Genomic DNA, 18,581 nt, shown 5'->3' on the forward strand with positions numbered 1-18,581 from the left:
GTTAAGGTGCCGTTGATTCATTATGCTTGTTCGTTTGAGTCGTTATTCGAGTCTTCACGAACGTCGAACTCAACGTGCCATTTCTGACCATTGTCAGTGGCAATCGCTTCTAGGTATAACGTGCCTAATTCAGTAACACGAGACGCCAAAGTCACGGGAACCACTTCACCTTCGCGACGACCTTCAGAAACAGGCAGTGTCACTTGGATTTCAGGAAGCTCATCAAGATCTTCTGGAGCCCAGTGATCAAGGTGCGTACCCGCTTCATCTTCACGACGTGTTGTTGAACCGAAGAATTGGAAGTGTACTGGCTGACCAATCACGAGACCAAACTCTTGGCTAGGAACTTGAACGCTTGAGCCTTCTTCCATACCAAACGGTGCAACACACAAAGCTTCCATTGGAGGAGCCATACCAGGGATAGCTGGCATCGCGCTTTCAATTCCTACGTAGTAAGAAGAAGCGATACCACCGCGGATACGAACGCCTTGGCCACGACGTACTGCGCCGTAGTAAGAAGCGCCGCTTGCAACGGCTAGGTCTAGATCTAAACCTGAAAGCTGTTTAGCGAATTCTGCGTCTGCATTAATTAGCCATTCATTGATCGTGTCTGATAGACGGTCAGCAAGTAGGTTCGATTTTAGAACACCACCGTTAAATAGAACGGCGGTAGGCTTGATGAAGTCTGCCGCTGGCGCTTCTGACCCTTGCGCTTGTGTACCGGGCATACCGGGCATGTTTGCAAACGGGTTGAAATCTTGTTGAGCGGCTTCGCTATTTCCAGAAAGCGCATTGGCTTGCTTAGAAAGGAACGCGGCAATATGACGAGTGATACCCGCGTCTTGAGCGTAAGGCAGACCCATTTGAGTCAGTGCACCACGTGTTTTTTGTACCGGATGATCCGTTACCGCCACTTGTGGGAAGAAGCCATCAACCAATGTTTGTTGTACTTCTTGCTGAGTCAGTTCTGTTTTCAGTGTTGCGCCAAGTAGCTTAGAGCCACGGCTTGGAACAACGATCGGCACAGATTGAAGCTCAGCATCGTTAAGCAGAGCTTCTTTAGCATCGCGACACGCGTGAGTCATCGCTTGAACCTGCCAAGGAGCCAGTTCTTTGCCTTCTTGAGCCAGTTTCATTTTCAGACGGTAAGCGAGCGCCAAGTCCATGTTGTCGCCGCCAAGTAGGATATGTTCACCTACAGCGATACGGTTCAGACTTAGGTTGCCTTCATCTTGGGTTACTTCAACCAACGAAAGGTCAGTCGTACCACCACCGATATCGACAACAAGAACGATGTCACCAACGTTCACTTCATCACGCCATGTGTCGTTGCTGTTATCAATCCAGCTGTATAGTGCTGCTTGCGGCTCTTCTAGAAGCGTAAGGTGAGTGAAACCAACATTACGCGCAGCTTCAGCTGTTAGGTCACGAGCCGCAGGATCAAACGAAGCTGGAACGGTGATCGTTACATCTTGGTCTGCCAGTTTGTGTTCTGGGTTAGCGTGGTTCCAAGCATCTTTCAGGTGCTCAAGGTACAACTCAGTGGTCTTAAGCGGAGATACCTTTTCAACTTCTTCAGGGCTACCTGCAGGAAGGAATGCGTCACGACGGTTAACACCACCGTGGCATAGCCAAGATTTTGCACTTGCTACCAAACGGATAGGGGTTTTAGAACCAAGGTTACGCGCAATAGCACCAACCAGAGCTTTAGGCTCAGAAGACCAAGGAAGAACGCGAGAACCCGCATTCATTTCATGTTCGTGTGGCTGGTATAGGAACGAGCCAAGTTGGCTGCGAGTTTCTACTGTACCAGGTGCTGTTAGTTGAGGGACTTGCATCACCTCTACACGAGCGTCTTCATTGGTTGTGTCGATGTAAGACAAAACACAGTGTGTGGTACCTAAATCGATACCAATACTGAACTTAGGCGCTTGGTCTTGTGAATGCGTCTGCGCAGATGACTCGTGCGATGATGGCTGAGTTTGGTGTTCCATTATAGCTCCACCTCTGCCGGTGCAATCACAGATGCATCGTAGTTTTCAGCAAGTTTTGGAAGGTTCATGTCAGTTGCTTTCCAACCTTTGTGAACTAGCGTGCCGTTGAATGGTGCATTGCCCGTTACGTTGCCGGTTAGGCGAATTTCTTGTGGGTTGAAGCCTTCAACAACCGTGATACGCGTTTCTTCATCTTCAGTGCGGATGTGAGAAAGCGTTACGTAATCGGCTAGTACTTTTTTACCGCCAGTGTGAATAACACGTGCTGCTGCGCCAACTTCTTCGTCAGAGAATGAAGTTAGGTCTTCTTTTAGGAAGTCGATTAAACGCGCTTCTTGTTGCATGATAGACAGAAGTTGCATTGCAGAATCTGTCGGTGCTGTTGCCAGCTTAGATTCAACTTCAACGACTTTCTCGATCACTTTTTCAACTTCAACAACTTTCTCTACTTCGACAATTTTTTCAACTTGCTTTTCAACTTCAACGATCTTCTCTACTGGTTTTTCTACGACTTTCTCAACCACTTTGGTTTTACGAGAAACGGCAATTAACAGTAGTAAAACGCTTGATGCAGTTAAGCCTGCGTGAAGCATATCAAACGTCTGTGGGATTAGGTTCAAATCAACGATCATAGTGATTTCTCTTTAAAATTGATTTAACGGTATATTCGTCGGTTTAAAGGAATATACAGGTTGGAAAGAAACACGATGGCACAAGTCCAAAACGGTCACTTTCAAGCTATAAATATGGATGGATACTAGCATATTCAAGGCTTAAGAGTGGTATTTAATGTTTTCAATCAAGTGGGTTTTTGGTGTGTTAGCTTGAAAATTAGTCGAGATTTGTCTGAATATTGGCCGCTGATGTAAGCAAGAGGTAAACAATGCCCGTTTTATGTCAGTTTTAAGACTAAACAGAAATGGAGCATGATTCCCTTCCGTTATATACTTTTAACTCATTAGAGACTATTTGGAACCCATATGCCTCACACTACCGACCCATTAACAGGGTTGAAGAGACGAACTCTCCCATTGGTCGTATTTGCGGTCAGCTTTTTGATTACTGTGTTGTGTTTTATATTAGTCGCGCTAAACCAAAACCGCGCACTGAATATGAATTTGAATAGCTTTGCTACTCACCAAACACTGAGCTTGGAAGCGTTTATCGGCAATGATGTGGCTTATATAGGTTCCGGTGCTAATTTTTTCTACTCCAATGATCCTGAGAACTGGGATAAGTTCGACCGTTTTGCTCAGCAAACCATTAACGATTCAAAGAGTCTGATTGGCTTGCAGTGGATGCAAAAAGTGTCAGTAGATGAGATTGCTGAACACACGGCTCAAATGGAAGCAAAGTACCCATTCTATAAGTTGTTCACCATCCCGAAGCACGAAGCCAAAACCTATGGTTATATCTTAGATGGTGAGCCTGCTTTTATTGCCAGCGATGTCTATCCTAATACCGCAGCGAACGATAGAGTTCTTGGTTTTTACTCTTCTCGCGAACGATTTAAGCGCGTCTTAGAAAACATTAAACAGACACGCGAAGCGAATATTTCAGACAAGGTTCGCTTGATACAAGATGGCTTAGACCAAGAGACGCCAAAGAGTGGCATGTTGGTTTATCACCCGGTGTTTGAAGGAGAAAGCGACAACCTACTCGGTGTTGTGATTGGTGTAGTTCGCACCACGTATTACTTCGAAAACCTGCTGGCGTCAGCCTTGGGTGATATGGACGTTTATATTCGGGTTACTGATACCGGATTCGAAGCGGAAGATTCGCCAATCTTGTTCGAAACTGATGGTTATGAAGCCGTCTCTGGGCACCACATAACCAAGACAATTGCACTGACCAATCGTGATTGGAAGATCGATTACAAGATCGATTCATGCATCTCTTTTTATGGCTATCTGGTATTAACAGGCATCGCATTGGTAGGGACAACCATCTCGTTGCTGTTGGCGTACATCGTTAACATGCAAATCAGAGAGAAAGAACGCTTGTATGGAATGCTGGATAAGAGGACTGAAGAACTTCGTTTCTTAGCCGACCACGACAGCCTGACCGAAGTGTATAACCGACGTGCTTTCAATAAGAAGCTCGACAAAGCCATTGAGCGAAACCAGCCTTTTAGTCTCGTTGGGTTTGATATCGATAAATTCAAAGGCATTAATGACCAATTTGGCCACCCTGCAGGTGATGCTTTGCTCATTCATGTCATCAAGCTGATCTCGGTGAACTTGAAAGAGGGAGATAACTTGTTCCGTTTAGGTGGTGACGAGTTCTGCATTATTTCTAGCATTTCAGACCATGAATCTCTGAATCGATACTTAGAGTGCATTATAAACACCGTAAGTCACTCTCATTGTGAACACAAAGGTCGACAATTAAGTTGTACTTTGAGCATCGGTGCAGCCATTCGTAACAGTGAAGACTCTGAAGAAATCATGCAAAAAGCGGACAGCATGCTCTATCAAAGTAAGTCAAATGGCCGAAATAGAGTCACAATTGCAGGCTAAATGAGCACTTGATGCAACTGGGGTCGAGTTCTTTATTGGGCTCATGTACAATTTCAAAAAACTTTTGATGAAAGAATTGGGCGACGTATGAATCACAATCGAGTGGTATGTTTCGATTTAGAAATGTGCTGTTGGAGCAAAGATGGTGTAGGAACAACAGGAGAGATCATTGAAGTGGGTCTTGCTGAGATCGATCTTGTATCTGGAACCATCGTGAAGCGCGCACAATATTACGTTAAGCCCGAAAAAGACGAAGTCTCTCTGTTTTGTGCAGAGCTAACAGGCATTACACCTCGCAAGATAGAAAAGCAGGGGCGTCCTTTAGAATCCGTGATTAAATCGATGATTAAGAATTTCGGTGGCCCAAAGAAAATCTATGCCGCTTGGGGACGTGATGACCTTATCTTGCACAAAGAATGTATAGAGAAAGGCATCGAACCGCCGTTTAGCGAGTTCTTGAACATCGCCACACTTTATCGTGTTCAAAACCGCCTTAAAGAGAAACGCATTGGACATCGCGCCGCTCAAGAAGCTAAGAATATTGAGTGGGAAGGTCGTCAGCACTCGGGTTATGTCGATGCTTATAACCTCGCGAAACTGACACTGACGATGCTTTAGTCTTTAAAAGCGATTGGTCTCTTAAAGAACAACAGACAACAAAAAGCCACCTTCCAAGTTTCTATATGAACAGAGTTTATATATGAAAACTAGGTGGCTTTTTTTGTATTCAAGGAAAGGAGCTGAATAAATCAAACTTTTGATTCTAGTTATCCAAGCTAATTAGATATTCTGCCAGTTTTCTTATTCAACCTAGCGCCTTATTCATCCTAATTACTTACCAAGCATGTTTTTTAACTTATCGCCTTTATCGAAAAAGTGATGCTTCAGCGCGCCTAAAACATGTAACGTTACCAACGACATGAACACCTTAATTGCAGTCGCATGAATAAAAAACAATAGGCTAACCATCTCTCTTTTTGTTGCTCCGTCATTAAATACCCATGAATAAACACTGAATATCGGTGTATCAATCAATGCAATACTTAACCCCGATACCGCAATAAAGGTCAGTGTTACCGCCTGAATAAGTTGAACGACTCTGGGGATGGTAAATCGACGTTCACCTCTTTTCGGTTTAGCGAGCATTCTTGCAATCAGTATGTTTATCAGCACTAAAACAACGGATCCAAAAATCTGATGTATTAATATTGTTGGGTATTTATCTGGGAAGGGGAGCAATCGGCTTGATATAAACCCAAGGGTTAAGGTCATCATAACAGCACATAACATTGCCCAATGCAGTGAATCGACTTTGTTATTTTCGTTGTCGTCTATCCTATTTTGTATTATTTGTTGGTTCATTCGATATTCCATTATTAGTGTTAATCGATTTATTATATTTATCTAGCGTCTGTTATGAATATGTTTACCTGATGTTTAATATTAATAATAAAGTATCGTTTTAATTAATATTAAATCGTTCGTGTTGCTCTTGATGGCGGTTTTATCTCTGTTAGCGTGGTCGAATCTAATCCACGGAGAGCGATATGAAAATCGAGATGAAGAGTTTGATTAAACGAGCCATTACTTTGAGTTTGTTGAGTGTGAGTCCATTAGTCTTTGCACAGCCCGTTGTACTTATTAACACCTTCTCAGTTGAAACAAGCAAAGAAGCCGAAACGTTAGCGTATTGGGAAAGCGCTAGGGACGTACTCATTGAGCAACCGGGATACATCTCTACTACGCTGCACCGTTCGCTAAGCACTGATGCCACTTACCTGTATGTGAATGTGGCTAATTGGGAGAGCCAGAAACATTTCCTCGATGCTATCTCTGTGATGAGAAAAGAACTGCCCGCACTCGATATTGAGGGTGTGACTGCCGATCCTAATCTTTACGAAGTTATTCGCCATTAATTGAGAGTTTGTTCAAATGAAATATGTACCACGATTGTTTTTAGTTCTTTTTAGCTTTTTGTTCTCTGTCAGCAGTTATTCTGCGGCTTATGGCGTTTCGGTTGCGTGGAAAACACAAGATGCTCAAGCGGTATTCGATGCAATGCCAAATCAGAAAAAGGTGTTCGCTAATCTGATTGATGCAGGGCTAATTTACGATATGTTTGTTTCTGAAAGCTTTATTGGCGATCAAGCATTCCCAATCATTAAGTTTGTAATGGAAGCAGACAGTGAAGAAGAAGTAAGACGTGTTATTGGTAATCTTCCTCTTCAATTTAAAGAGCTAGCAGAAATAACAGAGGTGAGAGATATTGGCAGTAAGTGGTTAGATACTGAAATTGCGTTTAAAAATTATGCGATTGAGTTATCTTGGAAAGAGCCGGAAGACCAATTAATTGCAGACAAAATAATCAGTGTTGATTTGCAAAAAGTGGTGGACTGGAGTGCTCAAGGGGTTATTACTTCGGCCTATTTAAAAAACCAAGCGATTGCAGAAGCTCAAGCTAATCAAATGGCGATGATCAGACCTATTTATTCTATTGCTGTATTAGCACGAGATGAGCAACATGCACTTGAAATTGCTAATGAACTTAATGCCGTTAAATTAGGATTTGCTAGTGTAAATATCAGTGAGCTAGGTTTTAAACTCGCGTTATGATTTTGAAATAAAATAAATTTCCATGTTATTCTAAGGTGAGTCTATTAACACGTTTAACTCACCTTATGAATAATAATAAAATACAAGAATATGACTTGGTTATTGAACTTGAAAATCGACAATTGCTTAACCTGTCTTTAAATAAGCATGTGACCTTATCCCCATCAGAATGTTTAATTTTAAAGCACTTGATGGATAATTGCTCACAAACCATAGGGCGAGAGTTCCTCCTAACGCATTGTTGGCCGGGTAGAGTGGTAACAAGCAGCTCTCTTAATGTCGCGATTAAAAACGTTCGTACCGCGCTCAAAGAAGTCGGTTCTGACTGCAAGGTTATCACTGTCCAAAAAGAGGGCTATTGCTTTGTCTCACCAGATAAAGGAGAGACTCAAGTTGCCGAACTTATCAACAGCCCTAGCGAGAATGCCCCTGAGCGACTAGAAAACAACAGCGCTCCCCAACTCGTGAAAGCTCCTAGCGAAGTTTCTGACGTTATTGCGGTGCCTTTTTCTAAACGCCAATCATTACTTAATTTCGTTCATAGCAAAGACAAACTTCATTTTGTGCCGTTAGCGACTGGTATTGCGGCGAGCGCGTTGTTGGTCGTTGTGCTGTCTTGCCTAGGCTTTTTTATGGAGAAAACGCCTATTAATGGTATCGATGTATACCACGACAGCGTCGATTTCGATTCCATGCTGGTGGAAGATCTAATGTCGCTTGCTGAACCTGGCGTCGAGGCAATATACCTTCATCGGTTTGGTGTGGATTGTGGAAGTCTTCAAGTGGTGATTTTGACCCCTAGTGGTTGGCAAGACATCAGTTCAGATTTTGAATTAAGGCGTTGCAGTGCAGGGCTGGCAGGGCTCAACGAAGTAGAACGACTTGATAGCAGAAAAACAAACAAAGCCACAGAAGGGGGCGTCAATGAAGCGTAAGTTTTGGCTACCCATTTTAGTGACCTTATTCGCTATCTTATTGTTTGGCGTGATTTCAGGAGTGATGACCCGAGGGGCTTATCAGTTTGAAGGGGTCTATGACAATATTGGTTCAGAGGTTGTGACCCTAGAGCTAAAGAATGGTCGCTCAAAAATGCGTTACGTTGGCTACAACATTGATGGACAAGTGGTACAAGCCAAGCAATTTTTTGGCGTGTTCTTACGTTGGGGGAATCACTACTATTTCTACCAGCTTGAACAAAACCAAGCTCACGGGCAGCAAACCTTCAACGTGAAGAATCTTTTTATTCAGCACCACAGCAATAAACGTAGTGTGATGGTTTCAGATCAGCGCGGTGCTTATGTGACCAAAGATGGGAAAATTCTGGAACTGAAAGGGATTCTCTATGGGCGATCGCTTCGCTGATTTATGTCTCGTTCTTTAAGCAAGCTTGTAGAGAACAGTTCAGCTTAAATCAATTTAGTTCTGGCTCATCTAAACCAACAGCGACGGCTTATTGAGCCGTCGCTGTTGGTTCTGTTGAGAGTCTAATCTTCGCCCAGAACGCTTAATTTACTTTTGATGAAGTCTTTGTGGTCAACATAGAGAAGTTCTGCGGTTTTGCGGATCACTGAATCTTCAAGTGGGTCAATCTCTCCATCGGCATGCGCGACTTCCCACATAGCTTTGATCAAGTCTATGCGAACTGGCTGCGAAAGCTCTCGCAGTTGAGAAGTGAAATCGTACAGAGAAACAGATTGTTCAACTTGAGGCTCAGCTTGTGCCAATAAGGCTTTGGATTCTTCTTCTGTTATGTTCAACAAACGTTGTAGTAAGTGAAGCTTGGCTTCTTGTTCTGACTGGTTGATCGCGTGGTCAGCACCGGCCACTTCGCATAACAAGCTGGCGATAGCTAAGTTAGGTGAGGCGGTGGGTGTTTTACCTAAATCAGAGCCTTCAACTAATTGTTTAAATAACGAGGTAAGTGAGTTAAACATAAGAGCATTCCAGTTATGGTGAATATTATTACTATTGGGCCTACAGAGTGTGATCGCAAGCGTCTTTACTTAAAACTGACATTACGAAGAGGTCAGCAATAAGGAACACTTAGTTAGTCAGGCTCTGGAAAACGAGTGACTTTTCCATCACCACTTAACGTCGTAATCGCTTGTGGTTTACCATCGCTATCTAACCTTAACTCACCAATTGCACTGCGGTTTGAAAGGCGATAAAAGGTCTGATTGTCAGGGCTACGCTTTTCGATTTTTAGGCGCTTTCGCTTGGTGAAATAGTTAAGAACTGAGCGCGGGCTATATAACAATCGGTCACACACATCGCAGAATTTAAGCAATGGTGCAGGGAACTGATTTTTGATACCACTACAAGTAATCTGGTAGATATTCGGACTGTTTCGGCGATACCTAAGCTTAATGTCGTAGGCAAACGAGTAGTGAACATCACCAGAAAGCACAACGAAGTTTGTTGGCGTTTTGGTATGGGTAAAGATACTGATGAGCGTGTTAGCACTACCTGGGTGTGCCATCCAGTTTTCAGCATCAATCATCAATGGCTTACCTATTGTAGTTGCCATCTTTTGTAGTGTCTCAATGAACTTAACGCCGAACATTGGCGCAGCAGAAACAATCACCACCTTTTCTTGATTAATCAATTGATGCTGAAATTCCGTCAGCGCTTCCCAGTCCATCAAACCCGATGGCTTGTTCATTCGAGATTCAGAGCGCCAACGACGTGTCCGAGTGTCCAACACAATCACTTTTGGTGACGTGTTGATGGTGTAATGCCACTCTTCAAAGCGATCGATCATCTCTAAGTATTGTTGGTGCTGTTGGGGATCGATATTCTTACTGCGATCGCCGTGGTTTTTGCCATTCTTTTCGACATAACTTTCGCTATTGCTTTCATCATTATTTTCGATACTGCTTTCGCTTTCGTTACCGTTAACCACCGGAGAGAAAAGCTGTTTGGTTTGCTCGATAAATTCACTGCTGAACTTTTCTGGCGCATTACCCCAGCCTTGGCACATCCAATAAGCGGCAAGGCCGTTACCAATCACTTGAGTCGCAAAGCGATTTTGATCGACGGCATGTTCCCAACCTACTGTTAAGTTCCAATCATCAGTGACATCGTGGTCATCGAAGATCATGTAAGTCGGAATATGAGCGAACAATCGCTGCACTTGTGGCAAGCCTGCGACGAAGTCATCAATGATAACGCTTTCGTCACGCCACTGTTGTTGCTCTGCAGGTGTTAATTGACGACCAGCCTGCTTGAAATTATTTTCGATTAATCGTTCACGGTTGATGCATTGCCACAAGGTCGGAGACCAAACCAATAGGTACATTGCGATGAATTCAGACAAGGTGACCAAGTGATTCTCACAATCAGTCGAGCTGAAGATAGGAATCCCGCGTTTAGGGAATAACTTATCGAGCAGCGAATCCGAAGTGTTGTGGTGTGGCAGTAGGTGATGGCGTTGGTAGAGGTGATATTCACTCTCAAACAAGGCATCGCTACTGTTGATTTGGTTAACCTGTGAATCGGTTGGTAACTCTTCACCAATCAGGCCAAGCAATTGAATCACTTGCTGAATGGCATCCAATGTTGGACCTGCAACGTGATCGGCGTAGATTTGGTCGCCGCTCATCATCAGCATATCCGGTCGTTCAAGTACAGTTTGATTTGCGATTTTGTTGTCTGCTGCGACTAGGCTGTCTTTGCTTGGGTGATGAGGGTTACGACAAGAGCCATGCAAAATATAGTCGGCAGCTGTAGATATCTTAAATTCGATTCGAGAACTGTCGTTGTTGGTTCGCGTGTCCTTGTAAATCAAATGCGGAGCCAGTTCAGTGATTGAACCTTGCTCAGTCTCTATTTGATATTCCAACGGAACGTTGGTGGGGAAGTCACCCTGTAAATGAATCAAAGTGACCCAAGCGTGTGTGCCGACTTGAATCGACTCTTGCTCATCGAGTGATGACGAATAAAAAGGCGTCTCTTGCTCTGCATTGAATAGTTGAGTTGTGCCCGAAAGTGGGGCGCTGGTGACTACCCAGAGTACCACCTCAGTTGCGGTGGTTTTTCTTAAAATTGGGCCAGCAAGCAATAAGGGGAGAGGTGATGTCGTCGAGCGTTTCAATGCGGTTCCTAAATCGTTGGAGGTGAGTCGTTGAGTTGTTCCGTTTCAAGAGCGGAGATTTCGAGTTCTGGAGTTTGAGGTTCTGCAGCTTTCTGCTCTGTAACTTCAGGCTCAGCCATTTCAGCTTCTGTTGTCTCAAGGACTTCGATAACTTCTGAGCTAGAAAGTTCATGACCCATTAGAAATATTGCCAATAGGGCATCGGCTTTGGTCTTGGTATCGGAAGGCTCGTCTAACAACAGTTCAAGCTTTTCTCGAATCATAGCAATTTCGTGCTCAACAAAGCCACGGCCTTCGTCGTCCCCTTGGTTTTCTTCAGGGGCGTTATCGAACTCCATAAACAGCAGCTCACCGTCCAACTTTGTGTTGACCAGTCGCTCTGGTAACCATTCCTCACCCATAACGATATCTGGGTCGGAATCATTGGGTAAGTGGTCTATAATGTTTTGTAATTCTGAGACTTTCACAATACTTTCATTTAACCGAGAATATTCTACATTGTAACGGTCAATGTCGATCAAACCTAAAATTAGTTGGCTGGCATGGCCAATAAATGTCTATTCAGTAACACAATATTTATTACAAAGAGTAATTACACCAGAATGAAGCACAAATTTTCACCGAAGCTCATTTCGTATGGAGCGGTTTTATTAGGTAACGCTTTTTTAGGTAACAGCGTGGCGTGGGCTGCGGAAGAGCAAGAGTGGGGCATTGCCGCAATGTTCCGTACTGCGAGTATTCCTTATGACACGTCTGGCGGTGACCAATCGGTTAACTCGTTTGTACCGATGTTATTCTTCAAGAACGATTACGTGTTTATCGACGGCACTGAAATGGGCGCATACCTGTATCAAGCCGATGATGAAAAATGGTCACTGAACGCTATTTCTCGTATGCGTTTTATTGATATCCCAGCTTCAGAGCAAAATGCCATTGAAGGTGATACCGCCGATTTCGGTACTCAATTTACTTATCAACTTGATGAGCAATGGGGCGTCGAAACGGAAATCATGAGTGACAGTGAATACAACTTCCACGGTAACCTACGTGCAAAAGCCAAGTATGAAACTGGAGATTGGGAGTTTTCTCCAAGTGCCACGTTGCGTTACAAAAGTGCCGATTTCAACAGTGAATACTATTCAGCATCCAATGAAACGATTGGTGCAGGTGTTGACCTAAACGTTGGTGTAGAAGCGCGTTACCATGTGGTTTCGAACTTGTACCTATTGGGCTCAACTAGCGTGACTCGATTGGATGACAACGCCTACGATTCATCGATTATTGAAGACCGTTATCAAGGTGAACTCTACTTTGGTTTTGGTTTCTTCAATGATAAAGAGAAAGCGCCGAAACCCAAGCTAAGCAATGCACCTTACTTGCGAGTAGCGCATGGTTGGGCAACGCCATCAAACATCGGCGACATCATGAAGTTCAACGCCGAGAAAGACGAATACAACAACCAACTCACATCGTTCTTTTATGGTCACCCTTTAACTGATGAGATCTTTGGTTTCCCGTTGGATATCTACCTAACGCCGGGTATCGCGCACCACTGGAGTTCAGACGTTCAATCCAGTAGTACCGAATATATTATCGCAATCAAAGCGTACTACACCTTTGATTGGCCAACCCAGTGGCGTGTTGGTGTGGCAGAAGGTATGTCTTACATCGATTCGATTACCTACATCGAAGGATCTGAGATGGATCGCAAAGGGTATACAGCAAGCCATCTGTTGAACTACTTAGACTTCTCATTCGATGTGAACGTGGGTGACTTGATTGGTAAGAATGACCTGAACAACTTGTGGTTTGGTTACTCTCTACACCACCGTTCGGCAATCTTTGAAAACGCCTCTCAGTTTGGTCGTATCAAAGGCGGCAGTAACTACAACACCATAAGCTTGACAATAGAGTTCTAAAAAGAAGAATAGCTCTTGGCGTTATTTGGTAAGTAATTCCGAATACAACCCGTAAATTTAAGAAGCCTCAATTTTTATTGGGGCTTTTTTCTTATGGGAGTTTTCATGATTGCATACAGTTATCGTCGTTTTAGTTCAAAGGCACAGGCTAAAGGTGATTCTATTCGTAGACAAATTGAGCTAGCTGAAAAGTACTGCCTTAAACATCGCCTTAGGCTCTCTGGTAAGACATTTGAAGATCTTGGGGTTAGTGCATGGAATGGCAGTAATTCAGCTGAAGATGCGGGTTTAGGACTGTTCTTACAGGCATGTGAAAACGGAGTTGTCGAAAGTGATGCTGTGTTGCTAGTGGAAAACTTGGATAGATTGAGCCGAGAGCGAATTAAAAAAGCAATGCGCCAGTTAATGGATATTACGGATTATGTGGATGTCATTACATTGGTTGATGGTAGGCGTTATACCAAGGATATGGACATTACAGATTTCATAATTGCAGGTGCCACAATGCAACGTGCCAATGAGGAATCTGAGATTAAATCCAAGCGAGTATCCGCTGCGTGGGAAGCTAAACGCAGAGACCCTAAAGGCTCGAAGAAAACAAGAAAGTGTCCAACATGGCTAGATGTAACTGAAGATAGCATGAGCTTTGTTCTTAACGACAGGGTTGAGATTGTACAAAAAGCATTTGAACTAAGTAGCCAAGGGTTAGGTAATCTAAAGGTAGCGAATCAACTCAATTCATTGGGTTTTAAAACGGACCGCAATAAAGATTGGTCTCCTGCAAGTGTTTCTCATCTATTGAGGAGTCGGATGGTGCTTGGTGAGTATCAGCCAAAGAAAACTCAAGACGGCCAACTGGTAAATGTTGGGTGTATCGTAGCTGATTATTACCCTAGGGTGATTGATTTGGATTTGTTTAATAAAGTCCAATTGTGTATTGCGGAGCGCTCAAAGAAGATACGAATGGGGGCAACTCGAAGCCACAGAAACTTGATTCGTGATAATGGTAAATGCATGTGTGGAGGAACTTTGTTTATTACGTCTAAAAGGCAAGGAGTACCTTATTTTCAATGTCAAAATGGGGTAAATAAGGGCTGTATACATGGACTGTTTCGATTTGATGTCTTCCTACAATTTATACGTGAGCAGATAATCAGACCTTTGTATTTTAATTACTGGGTGACTGAGCAAGGTAGTGAGCTGGAAAACAAAAGAAACTCATTGTTAGTCGACGTTGCGGATAAACAAAAGAGGCTAGATACACTGCTCGAAATGGATATCCTAAATCCTAGCATTCAAAGTAAGATTTCTGATCTGGGTATAGCGATTCAAGACCTAAAGGCTGAAGTCGGCACTTTGGATACTGAAATAGCAAGAATGAAGATCTCAGGGAATAAGCGGCAAAGTGTTGATAGCATGTTTCGTATGATTGATGTAGCTGGTGGATTAGGCTGTACGGTTGAAGAGATAGCATCGAGAGTAGAGTTAAGCCGGATACTTAGCCGTTTTAAATTCCAATTGGGTAATGTAGATAGATGTTCGATAGTAAGTATTGAGCACTTTGATAAGCGTACAGATCGAGAGATTAAGCAGATTTTTAAAAGCCTACGTATACCTTCCAGAGCGATGAAAAAGAGTAAGCAGATCTGGACTCTAACTAGTTGTAAAATGTAGTGTAAATGACTGCATTAAATGCATTTAAGCTCCAAAGGTATCTGCCTAATGGGGCTTTTCTTTTTTTGCAAAAAGGGGAAGTGCTTCTGAGATATGCTTATATGCCCTATTACATAGAGCATATTTCGGGGCGGCTTGTTTATTCAGTTACCCAGCCGAGATTTATTGCTTGCATCTTTGCTTTATTGGTAAGAATGTAAATATCTTTATACCTGCTATTTACAAATTTACTATCTTTGAGCAGATATTTATCTTTCAATAGTTCAGTAACGTAGACTTCTGTGAAAATTGTAGAGCTACCAAGTTCGTGCTGTATCTCATCGAAGAAAAAGTACTCTTCAGCTTGGTTGTATCTGGCGATCAAGGATTTAAGTAACGCAGTTTTCTTATCGGTTTGACTCTCGGCTGGTTTTGCTCGAGCAGTTTGATAGGGGTTAGAACCAAGCTCAGGCTTCTTGTAAAGTGGAGAGCCGTGAATCTCTCGCATTAACTCGTCGATAACGGATTCGAACTCATTATCGTTTGAAAAGTTGTAATAGAGCTTTGAACCAAGGAAGGTAGGTACTTCATTTGTACCTTGTTGACGAATGATAGGAATGATTTTTGTACTGCCGATACTGGACATTAGTGAAGAGGTAACAATCATCTTTTCATAGCCTACGCCACCAGTGCCTTTGTTAGCTTTCTTTACATAGGTTTCTGTGCAGACCATTATTACGCGGTCTACTTCGGCTAATTGAGTTTCCATAAAGTGAGGTAAGTCAGTACCACCCCCTACACCCCAAGCGTCTATACGAGCATCTATACCTCCATGTACAAGGCGTGTTGCAAGGTCTAGAACCCATTGTTTGTGTTCTGCACTGTCATGAGAGTAGGATAGAAAGACTTTTGGTACGACTGCGCTCATTTGTTTCTCCAAATATTTTAATCCATAAGTTATATGTGGTTTAAATCGAGGATAACAAGGGTAGCTGAAAACTTTATTATAAACAGTTATTAAGCTCTTTGAAGTCTATTAACTGTGGCTGGTGATATCTGTAACTGTTCTGCTGTTTCTGCTATTGATAGAGTCTTACGCAGCTCTTTGACTTGGTCAGGGGTTGCTTTTGATGGTCGCCCAAACTTTTTTCCTTTAGCTTTAGCTGCCTCAATTCCTTCCCTTTGACGCTCTTTGATAAGCTCTCTTTCCATCTGAGCAACTGACGCTAGGATTCCCAATACCCCTTTTTGAGCTGCTGACATTGTAGAACTGAAACTTAACCCTTCTTTGATAAATTCGACTCCTACTTGCTTAGCTGTTAGTTGTTCTACAATCGCTACAGCGTCACCAGCTCCAGAGCGACATACACGGTCTAATGAGTGAATGTAAAGCTTATCATCTTTCCTTAGGTAATTAAGGCACTCAGACCATACAGGGCGGTCTATAGTAGATGCACTGCAATACTCTTCAAATACCTTATCTAATTGAATATCTACTAATTGACGATCAGTATTCTGGTCTGTTGTAGATACTCGCTTATAGCCTATCGTTGCCATTGTTCTATCTCATAAAGTCTTAGGATATAGAAGTTGTACTGTATCAAAAAGACAAAAGCAAGGTTTTGAGATAGGTTGGTGGTGGTATCTTAAAAAGTATACTTTTGAGATAGATCGGGTTCAGCCTTTCACAATAAAAAGTTTAGGCTTTAGTACATTCATTTTTCAGATGGCGTTTAATGATAAGTATAAGTTTCTTTACTAATTATATTTTTATTAAGAAACGTATACATGTTGAATCAACTCGACCGTTAAAGGTATGTAAGTCTGGCCACCAGTGAGCAATCACAAAAAGGGGGAAGTGCTTTTTTACCTTGCTACTTAGCTTGATGTTTGGGAGTTATGTGAATGAAAATTAAGAAGTGCTTGCGCTGTCAGAACGATAAACCGATTCAAGGTAACAAGAAGATTTGTGATGAATGTAGAAGCAATGAGTGGTTTGGGAGTAAAGCTGAGCGGTGGCTATACAGTCAGGTAGAGCGTGCTGGTATAGAAGTATTACCAGATACTACTGACGAGTTAGAAGAGGTTTTAGAATTACGCAAAGCCTGTCATAAAGCATGTGGTTATAAAAGTGACGGTTTGAATTGGAGTCAAGCATATACGTATAAACTTGGTCATCGTTTTCCTGCTAGTAAAGGAGGAAAGTTAGTAGCTGACAATCTGGTAATTATGCCAAGTTGGGTGAATCAGAAGATTGGAGATAATCACGGAGAAGGCTTGGAAGCTTTCAAAGTGGAAGGGAAAAATGTTCTTTCATATAGTGACTTTCGGTTATGGACAATGGAAAAGTATGAAATACCAAGATTAACTAGTTTTAAAGATACAACCCCGTCCGATTACGAATTTAGTAATAGTGGATTAAGTAGTGCCCGTGTTTTGTCTGATGAATTACAACGATTGAATCTCATTAAACCAGATCGTTCTAATCTTCTTAGTGAGCATGAAAACGAAGCACTAATTTTTTCTGGTATCTGTAATGGCGAGGAGGCATTTTGGCAACACTATGGTAATGGGGTTGTTGAATCCTTGCTCGATGAACGTAAGCGTCAAGACAAGATAATGTCCCAGTATGATATTCCAATGTTAGAGTTTGAACCGAATTGCGATATGAGCATTTCAGATTATGAATATGCCATTGAAGTAATGGACATGGCGCACGAAAGAGATACTAAAAGTGTTGAATCTGGAAATGGTAGGTTTTTCATGTCCTTAGATGGAGGGCACCCTAGCCACTTTGATTGGCGCTCTGGATATGTACGATTAGGGGTAGGGAGTGCAATGCATCGTGCTAGTTTCTATCAATTGGTTTTGGCAATGATGCATAAGGTGAATATGACTAGACGCGATATCAATTATGGGCTGATAGCTAACTTATTAAGGGGAGAGCTAGTGGAAATGAGAAAAGAAAAGGAAAGAGGAGAAGAACTTTATTTCGAAAATACTGAGTATATACACAATTAAGAGCTAGGAGATAGTGATGATGATAGACCTTTCTAGAAACTCCCTACCTTACCTATACAAGGGTGTTTGAGGAAATTATCCATTGATTATGGGGGATTGAAATTAAAGGCTCCAAGGGAGCTTTCACTCCCTATTAACACTAAGCTGGTTCGTTACCATTGCCATTACATCGTTGGCATTCTAGTGGTTCGTAATCGTCTTTCTTTACTATCCAGCTGGTAAGTGGGTTAGCCTTGCCGACCCCAGTACCTTTACAGGCGGTACATTCTTCAATTTCTTTATCCATATATTCACCTTATCTTTGTAAATGAGAAGGCACCGAAGTGCCTTATCCTAGTTAAGCGACCTTAGGAGCGTAATACTTAATTAACTGTTCATGTAGCTCGTTAACGTTAAGTGCTAGCAACTTGGGGGCAATGTGCTTCTGAGCATTTAGAAAGTTGATTGCTCGGTTGTGCTTGAGCAGTTCTTCGCCAGCACAGACAACTAAGTATTCTTGGTGCTCTGAATTTGCAGCATCCATTGCTGTATAGGCTAGTTTCTCGATAGCAGTACCATGTGACTCTTGATACTTAGCGGCAATCTGCACGGTTCCATGAGGTGTATGTAAAACAAAGTGTGCATAGTCATTTTTCTCAGGAAGTAGGGTGCTAGGGTATCGAACATTGCTTTCAAAGGTGTTTGGCTGACCGGATGAGCTTTGTTTGAATCCTACTTTTTCTAGACAAGTGTTGATGTCGTGTAAAAGATGTTTTCTAGACATACATGG

18 protein-coding genes and 2 pseudogenes are annotated in these 18,581 nt (G+C 42.6%); 9 read left to right on the forward strand and 11 right to left on the reverse strand.

What is annotated here, in order from left to right; translation table 11 throughout:
• Positions 1-20: 20 nt before the first annotated feature.
• Positions 21-1,994, reverse strand: coding sequence for an Hsp70 family protein (locus tag QUF19_RS06755; RefSeq protein ID WP_286297950.1), 1,974 nt, complete (start codon positions 1,992-1,994; stop codon positions 21-23).
• Positions 1,994-2,626: a DUF2760 domain-containing protein gene (locus QUF19_RS06760; protein ID WP_017108190.1), complete on the reverse strand. Its 633-nt coding sequence runs from the start codon at positions 2,624-2,626 to the stop codon at positions 1,994-1,996. The genes QUF19_RS06755 and QUF19_RS06760 overlap by 1 nt, the downstream gene beginning before the upstream one ends.
• A gap of 348 nt (positions 2,627-2,974) precedes the next feature.
• Here QUF19_RS06760 and QUF19_RS06765 point away from each other — a divergent pair, with 348 nt between their 5' ends.
• Both QUF19_RS06765 and QUF19_RS06770 read left to right on the forward strand, forming a co-directional pair.
• The gene (locus QUF19_RS06765; RefSeq protein WP_286297952.1) at positions 2,975-4,513 is read left to right on the forward strand and encodes a sensor domain-containing diguanylate cyclase; all 1,539 of its coding nucleotides are present in this window, start codon (positions 2,975-2,977) and stop codon (positions 4,511-4,513) included.
• 87 nt (positions 4,514-4,600) lie between these two features.
• Complete coding sequence (locus QUF19_RS06770) at positions 4,601-5,131, forward strand: 3'-5' exonuclease (protein WP_017109700.1); 531 nt, start codon at positions 4,601-4,603, stop codon at positions 5,129-5,131.
• A 213-nt stretch (positions 5,132-5,344) separates the two neighbouring features.
• On the opposite strand, the gene QUF19_RS06775 is transcribed toward QUF19_RS06770, so the two are convergent.
• Positions 5,345-5,875 (reverse strand): cytochrome b, encoded by a 531-nt coding sequence (locus QUF19_RS06775; RefSeq protein WP_286297958.1) that lies wholly within the window; start codon positions 5,873-5,875, stop codon positions 5,345-5,347.
• 197 nt (positions 5,876-6,072) lie between these two features.
• Here QUF19_RS06775 and QUF19_RS06780 point away from each other — a divergent pair, with 197 nt between their 5' ends.
• From QUF19_RS06780 to QUF19_RS06795, 4 genes are all read left to right on the forward strand, one after another.
• The gene (locus QUF19_RS06780) at positions 6,073-6,429 is read left to right on the forward strand and encodes an antibiotic biosynthesis monooxygenase family protein (protein WP_286298828.1); all 357 of its coding nucleotides are present in this window, start codon (positions 6,073-6,075) and stop codon (positions 6,427-6,429) included.
• Between the two features lie 16 nt (positions 6,430-6,445).
• Positions 6,446-7,126, forward strand: coding sequence for a hypothetical protein (locus QUF19_RS06785; RefSeq protein WP_286297960.1), 681 nt, complete (start codon positions 6,446-6,448; stop codon positions 7,124-7,126).
• Positions 7,127-7,317: 191 nt separating this feature from the next.
• Entirely contained in the window at positions 7,318-8,061 is a 744-nt protein-coding gene (locus QUF19_RS06790; protein WP_286297963.1) for a transcriptional regulator, read from the forward strand.
• Positions 8,051-8,488 (forward strand): hypothetical protein, encoded by a 438-nt coding sequence (locus QUF19_RS06795; protein ID WP_286297964.1) that lies wholly within the window; start codon positions 8,051-8,053, stop codon positions 8,486-8,488. Before QUF19_RS06790 ends, QUF19_RS06795 begins: the two co-directional genes overlap by 11 nt.
• A 122-nt stretch (positions 8,489-8,610) precedes the next feature.
• Here the strand turns inward: QUF19_RS06795 and QUF19_RS06800 are convergent, their stop codons facing one another.
• The 4 genes and pseudogenes from QUF19_RS06800 to QUF19_RS06810 all read right to left on the reverse strand — a co-directional run bounded on the left by QUF19_RS06800 (position 8,611) and on the right by QUF19_RS06810 (position 11,740).
• Entirely contained in the window at positions 8,611-9,060 is a 450-nt protein-coding gene (locus QUF19_RS06800; RefSeq protein WP_286297966.1) for a tellurite resistance TerB family protein, read from the reverse strand.
• A gap of 113 nt (positions 9,061-9,173) precedes the next feature.
• Positions 9,174-9,923 (reverse strand): annotated as a pseudogene (locus QUF19_RS26480) (alkaline phosphatase D family protein); the annotation flags it as partial.
• A gap of 111 nt (positions 9,924-10,034) precedes the next feature.
• A pseudogene (locus tag QUF19_RS26485) lies at positions 10,035-11,219 on the reverse strand (alkaline phosphatase family protein); the annotation flags it as partial.
• Positions 11,220-11,227: 8 nt separating this feature from the next.
• Positions 11,228-11,740 carry a VC1380 family protein gene (locus QUF19_RS06810; protein WP_286297973.1) on the reverse strand — a complete coding sequence of 171 codons (513 nt, stop codon included), beginning with the start codon at positions 11,738-11,740 and terminating at the stop codon, positions 11,228-11,230.
• An 81-nt stretch (positions 11,741-11,821) separates the two neighbouring features.
• On the opposite strand from QUF19_RS06810, the gene QUF19_RS06815 reads away from it, so the two are divergent.
• Together QUF19_RS06815 and QUF19_RS06820 are read left to right on the forward strand one after the other, a co-directional pair.
• Positions 11,822-13,138, forward strand: coding sequence for a MipA/OmpV family protein (locus QUF19_RS06815; RefSeq protein WP_286297975.1), 1,317 nt, complete (start codon positions 11,822-11,824; stop codon positions 13,136-13,138).
• 105 nt (positions 13,139-13,243) lie between these two features.
• Positions 13,244-14,812 (forward strand): recombinase family protein, encoded by a 1,569-nt coding sequence (locus tag QUF19_RS06820; RefSeq protein ID WP_286297978.1) that lies wholly within the window; start codon positions 13,244-13,246, stop codon positions 14,810-14,812.
• A gap of 139 nt (positions 14,813-14,951) precedes the next feature.
• On the opposite strand, the gene QUF19_RS06825 is transcribed toward QUF19_RS06820, so the two are convergent.
• Both QUF19_RS06825 and QUF19_RS06830 read right to left on the reverse strand, forming a co-directional pair.
• A complete protein-coding gene (locus QUF19_RS06825; protein ID WP_286297982.1) occupies positions 14,952-15,719 on the reverse strand; it encodes a toll/interleukin-1 receptor domain-containing protein in 768 nt (255 codons plus the stop codon).
• Between the two features lie 89 nt (positions 15,720-15,808).
• Positions 15,809-16,348, reverse strand: a complete 540-nt coding sequence (locus QUF19_RS06830) for a recombinase family protein (RefSeq protein ID WP_286297988.1) — start codon at positions 16,346-16,348, stop codon at positions 15,809-15,811.
• A gap of 348 nt (positions 16,349-16,696) precedes the next feature.
• Here QUF19_RS06830 and QUF19_RS06835 point away from each other — a divergent pair, with 348 nt between their 5' ends.
• Entirely contained in the window at positions 16,697-17,812 is a 1,116-nt protein-coding gene (locus tag QUF19_RS06835; protein ID WP_286297991.1) for a hypothetical protein, read from the forward strand.
• Positions 17,813-17,951: 139 nt separating this feature from the next.
• Here the strand turns inward: QUF19_RS06835 and QUF19_RS06840 are convergent, their stop codons facing one another.
• Positions 17,952-18,098 carry a hypothetical protein gene (locus QUF19_RS06840; RefSeq protein WP_286297992.1) on the reverse strand — a complete coding sequence of 49 codons (147 nt, stop codon included), beginning with the start codon at positions 18,096-18,098 and terminating at the stop codon, positions 17,952-17,954.
• A gap of 51 nt (positions 18,099-18,149) precedes the next feature.
• Complete coding sequence (locus tag QUF19_RS06845; RefSeq protein WP_286297995.1) at positions 18,150-18,575, reverse strand: PD-(D/E)XK nuclease superfamily protein; 426 nt, start codon at positions 18,573-18,575, stop codon at positions 18,150-18,152.
• Positions 18,576-18,581 lie beyond the last annotated feature (6 nt).

The organism is Vibrio sp. FE10 (genome assembly GCF_030297155.1).
GTDB lineage: Bacteria > Pseudomonadota > Gammaproteobacteria > Enterobacterales > Vibrionaceae > Vibrio > Vibrio apostichopi.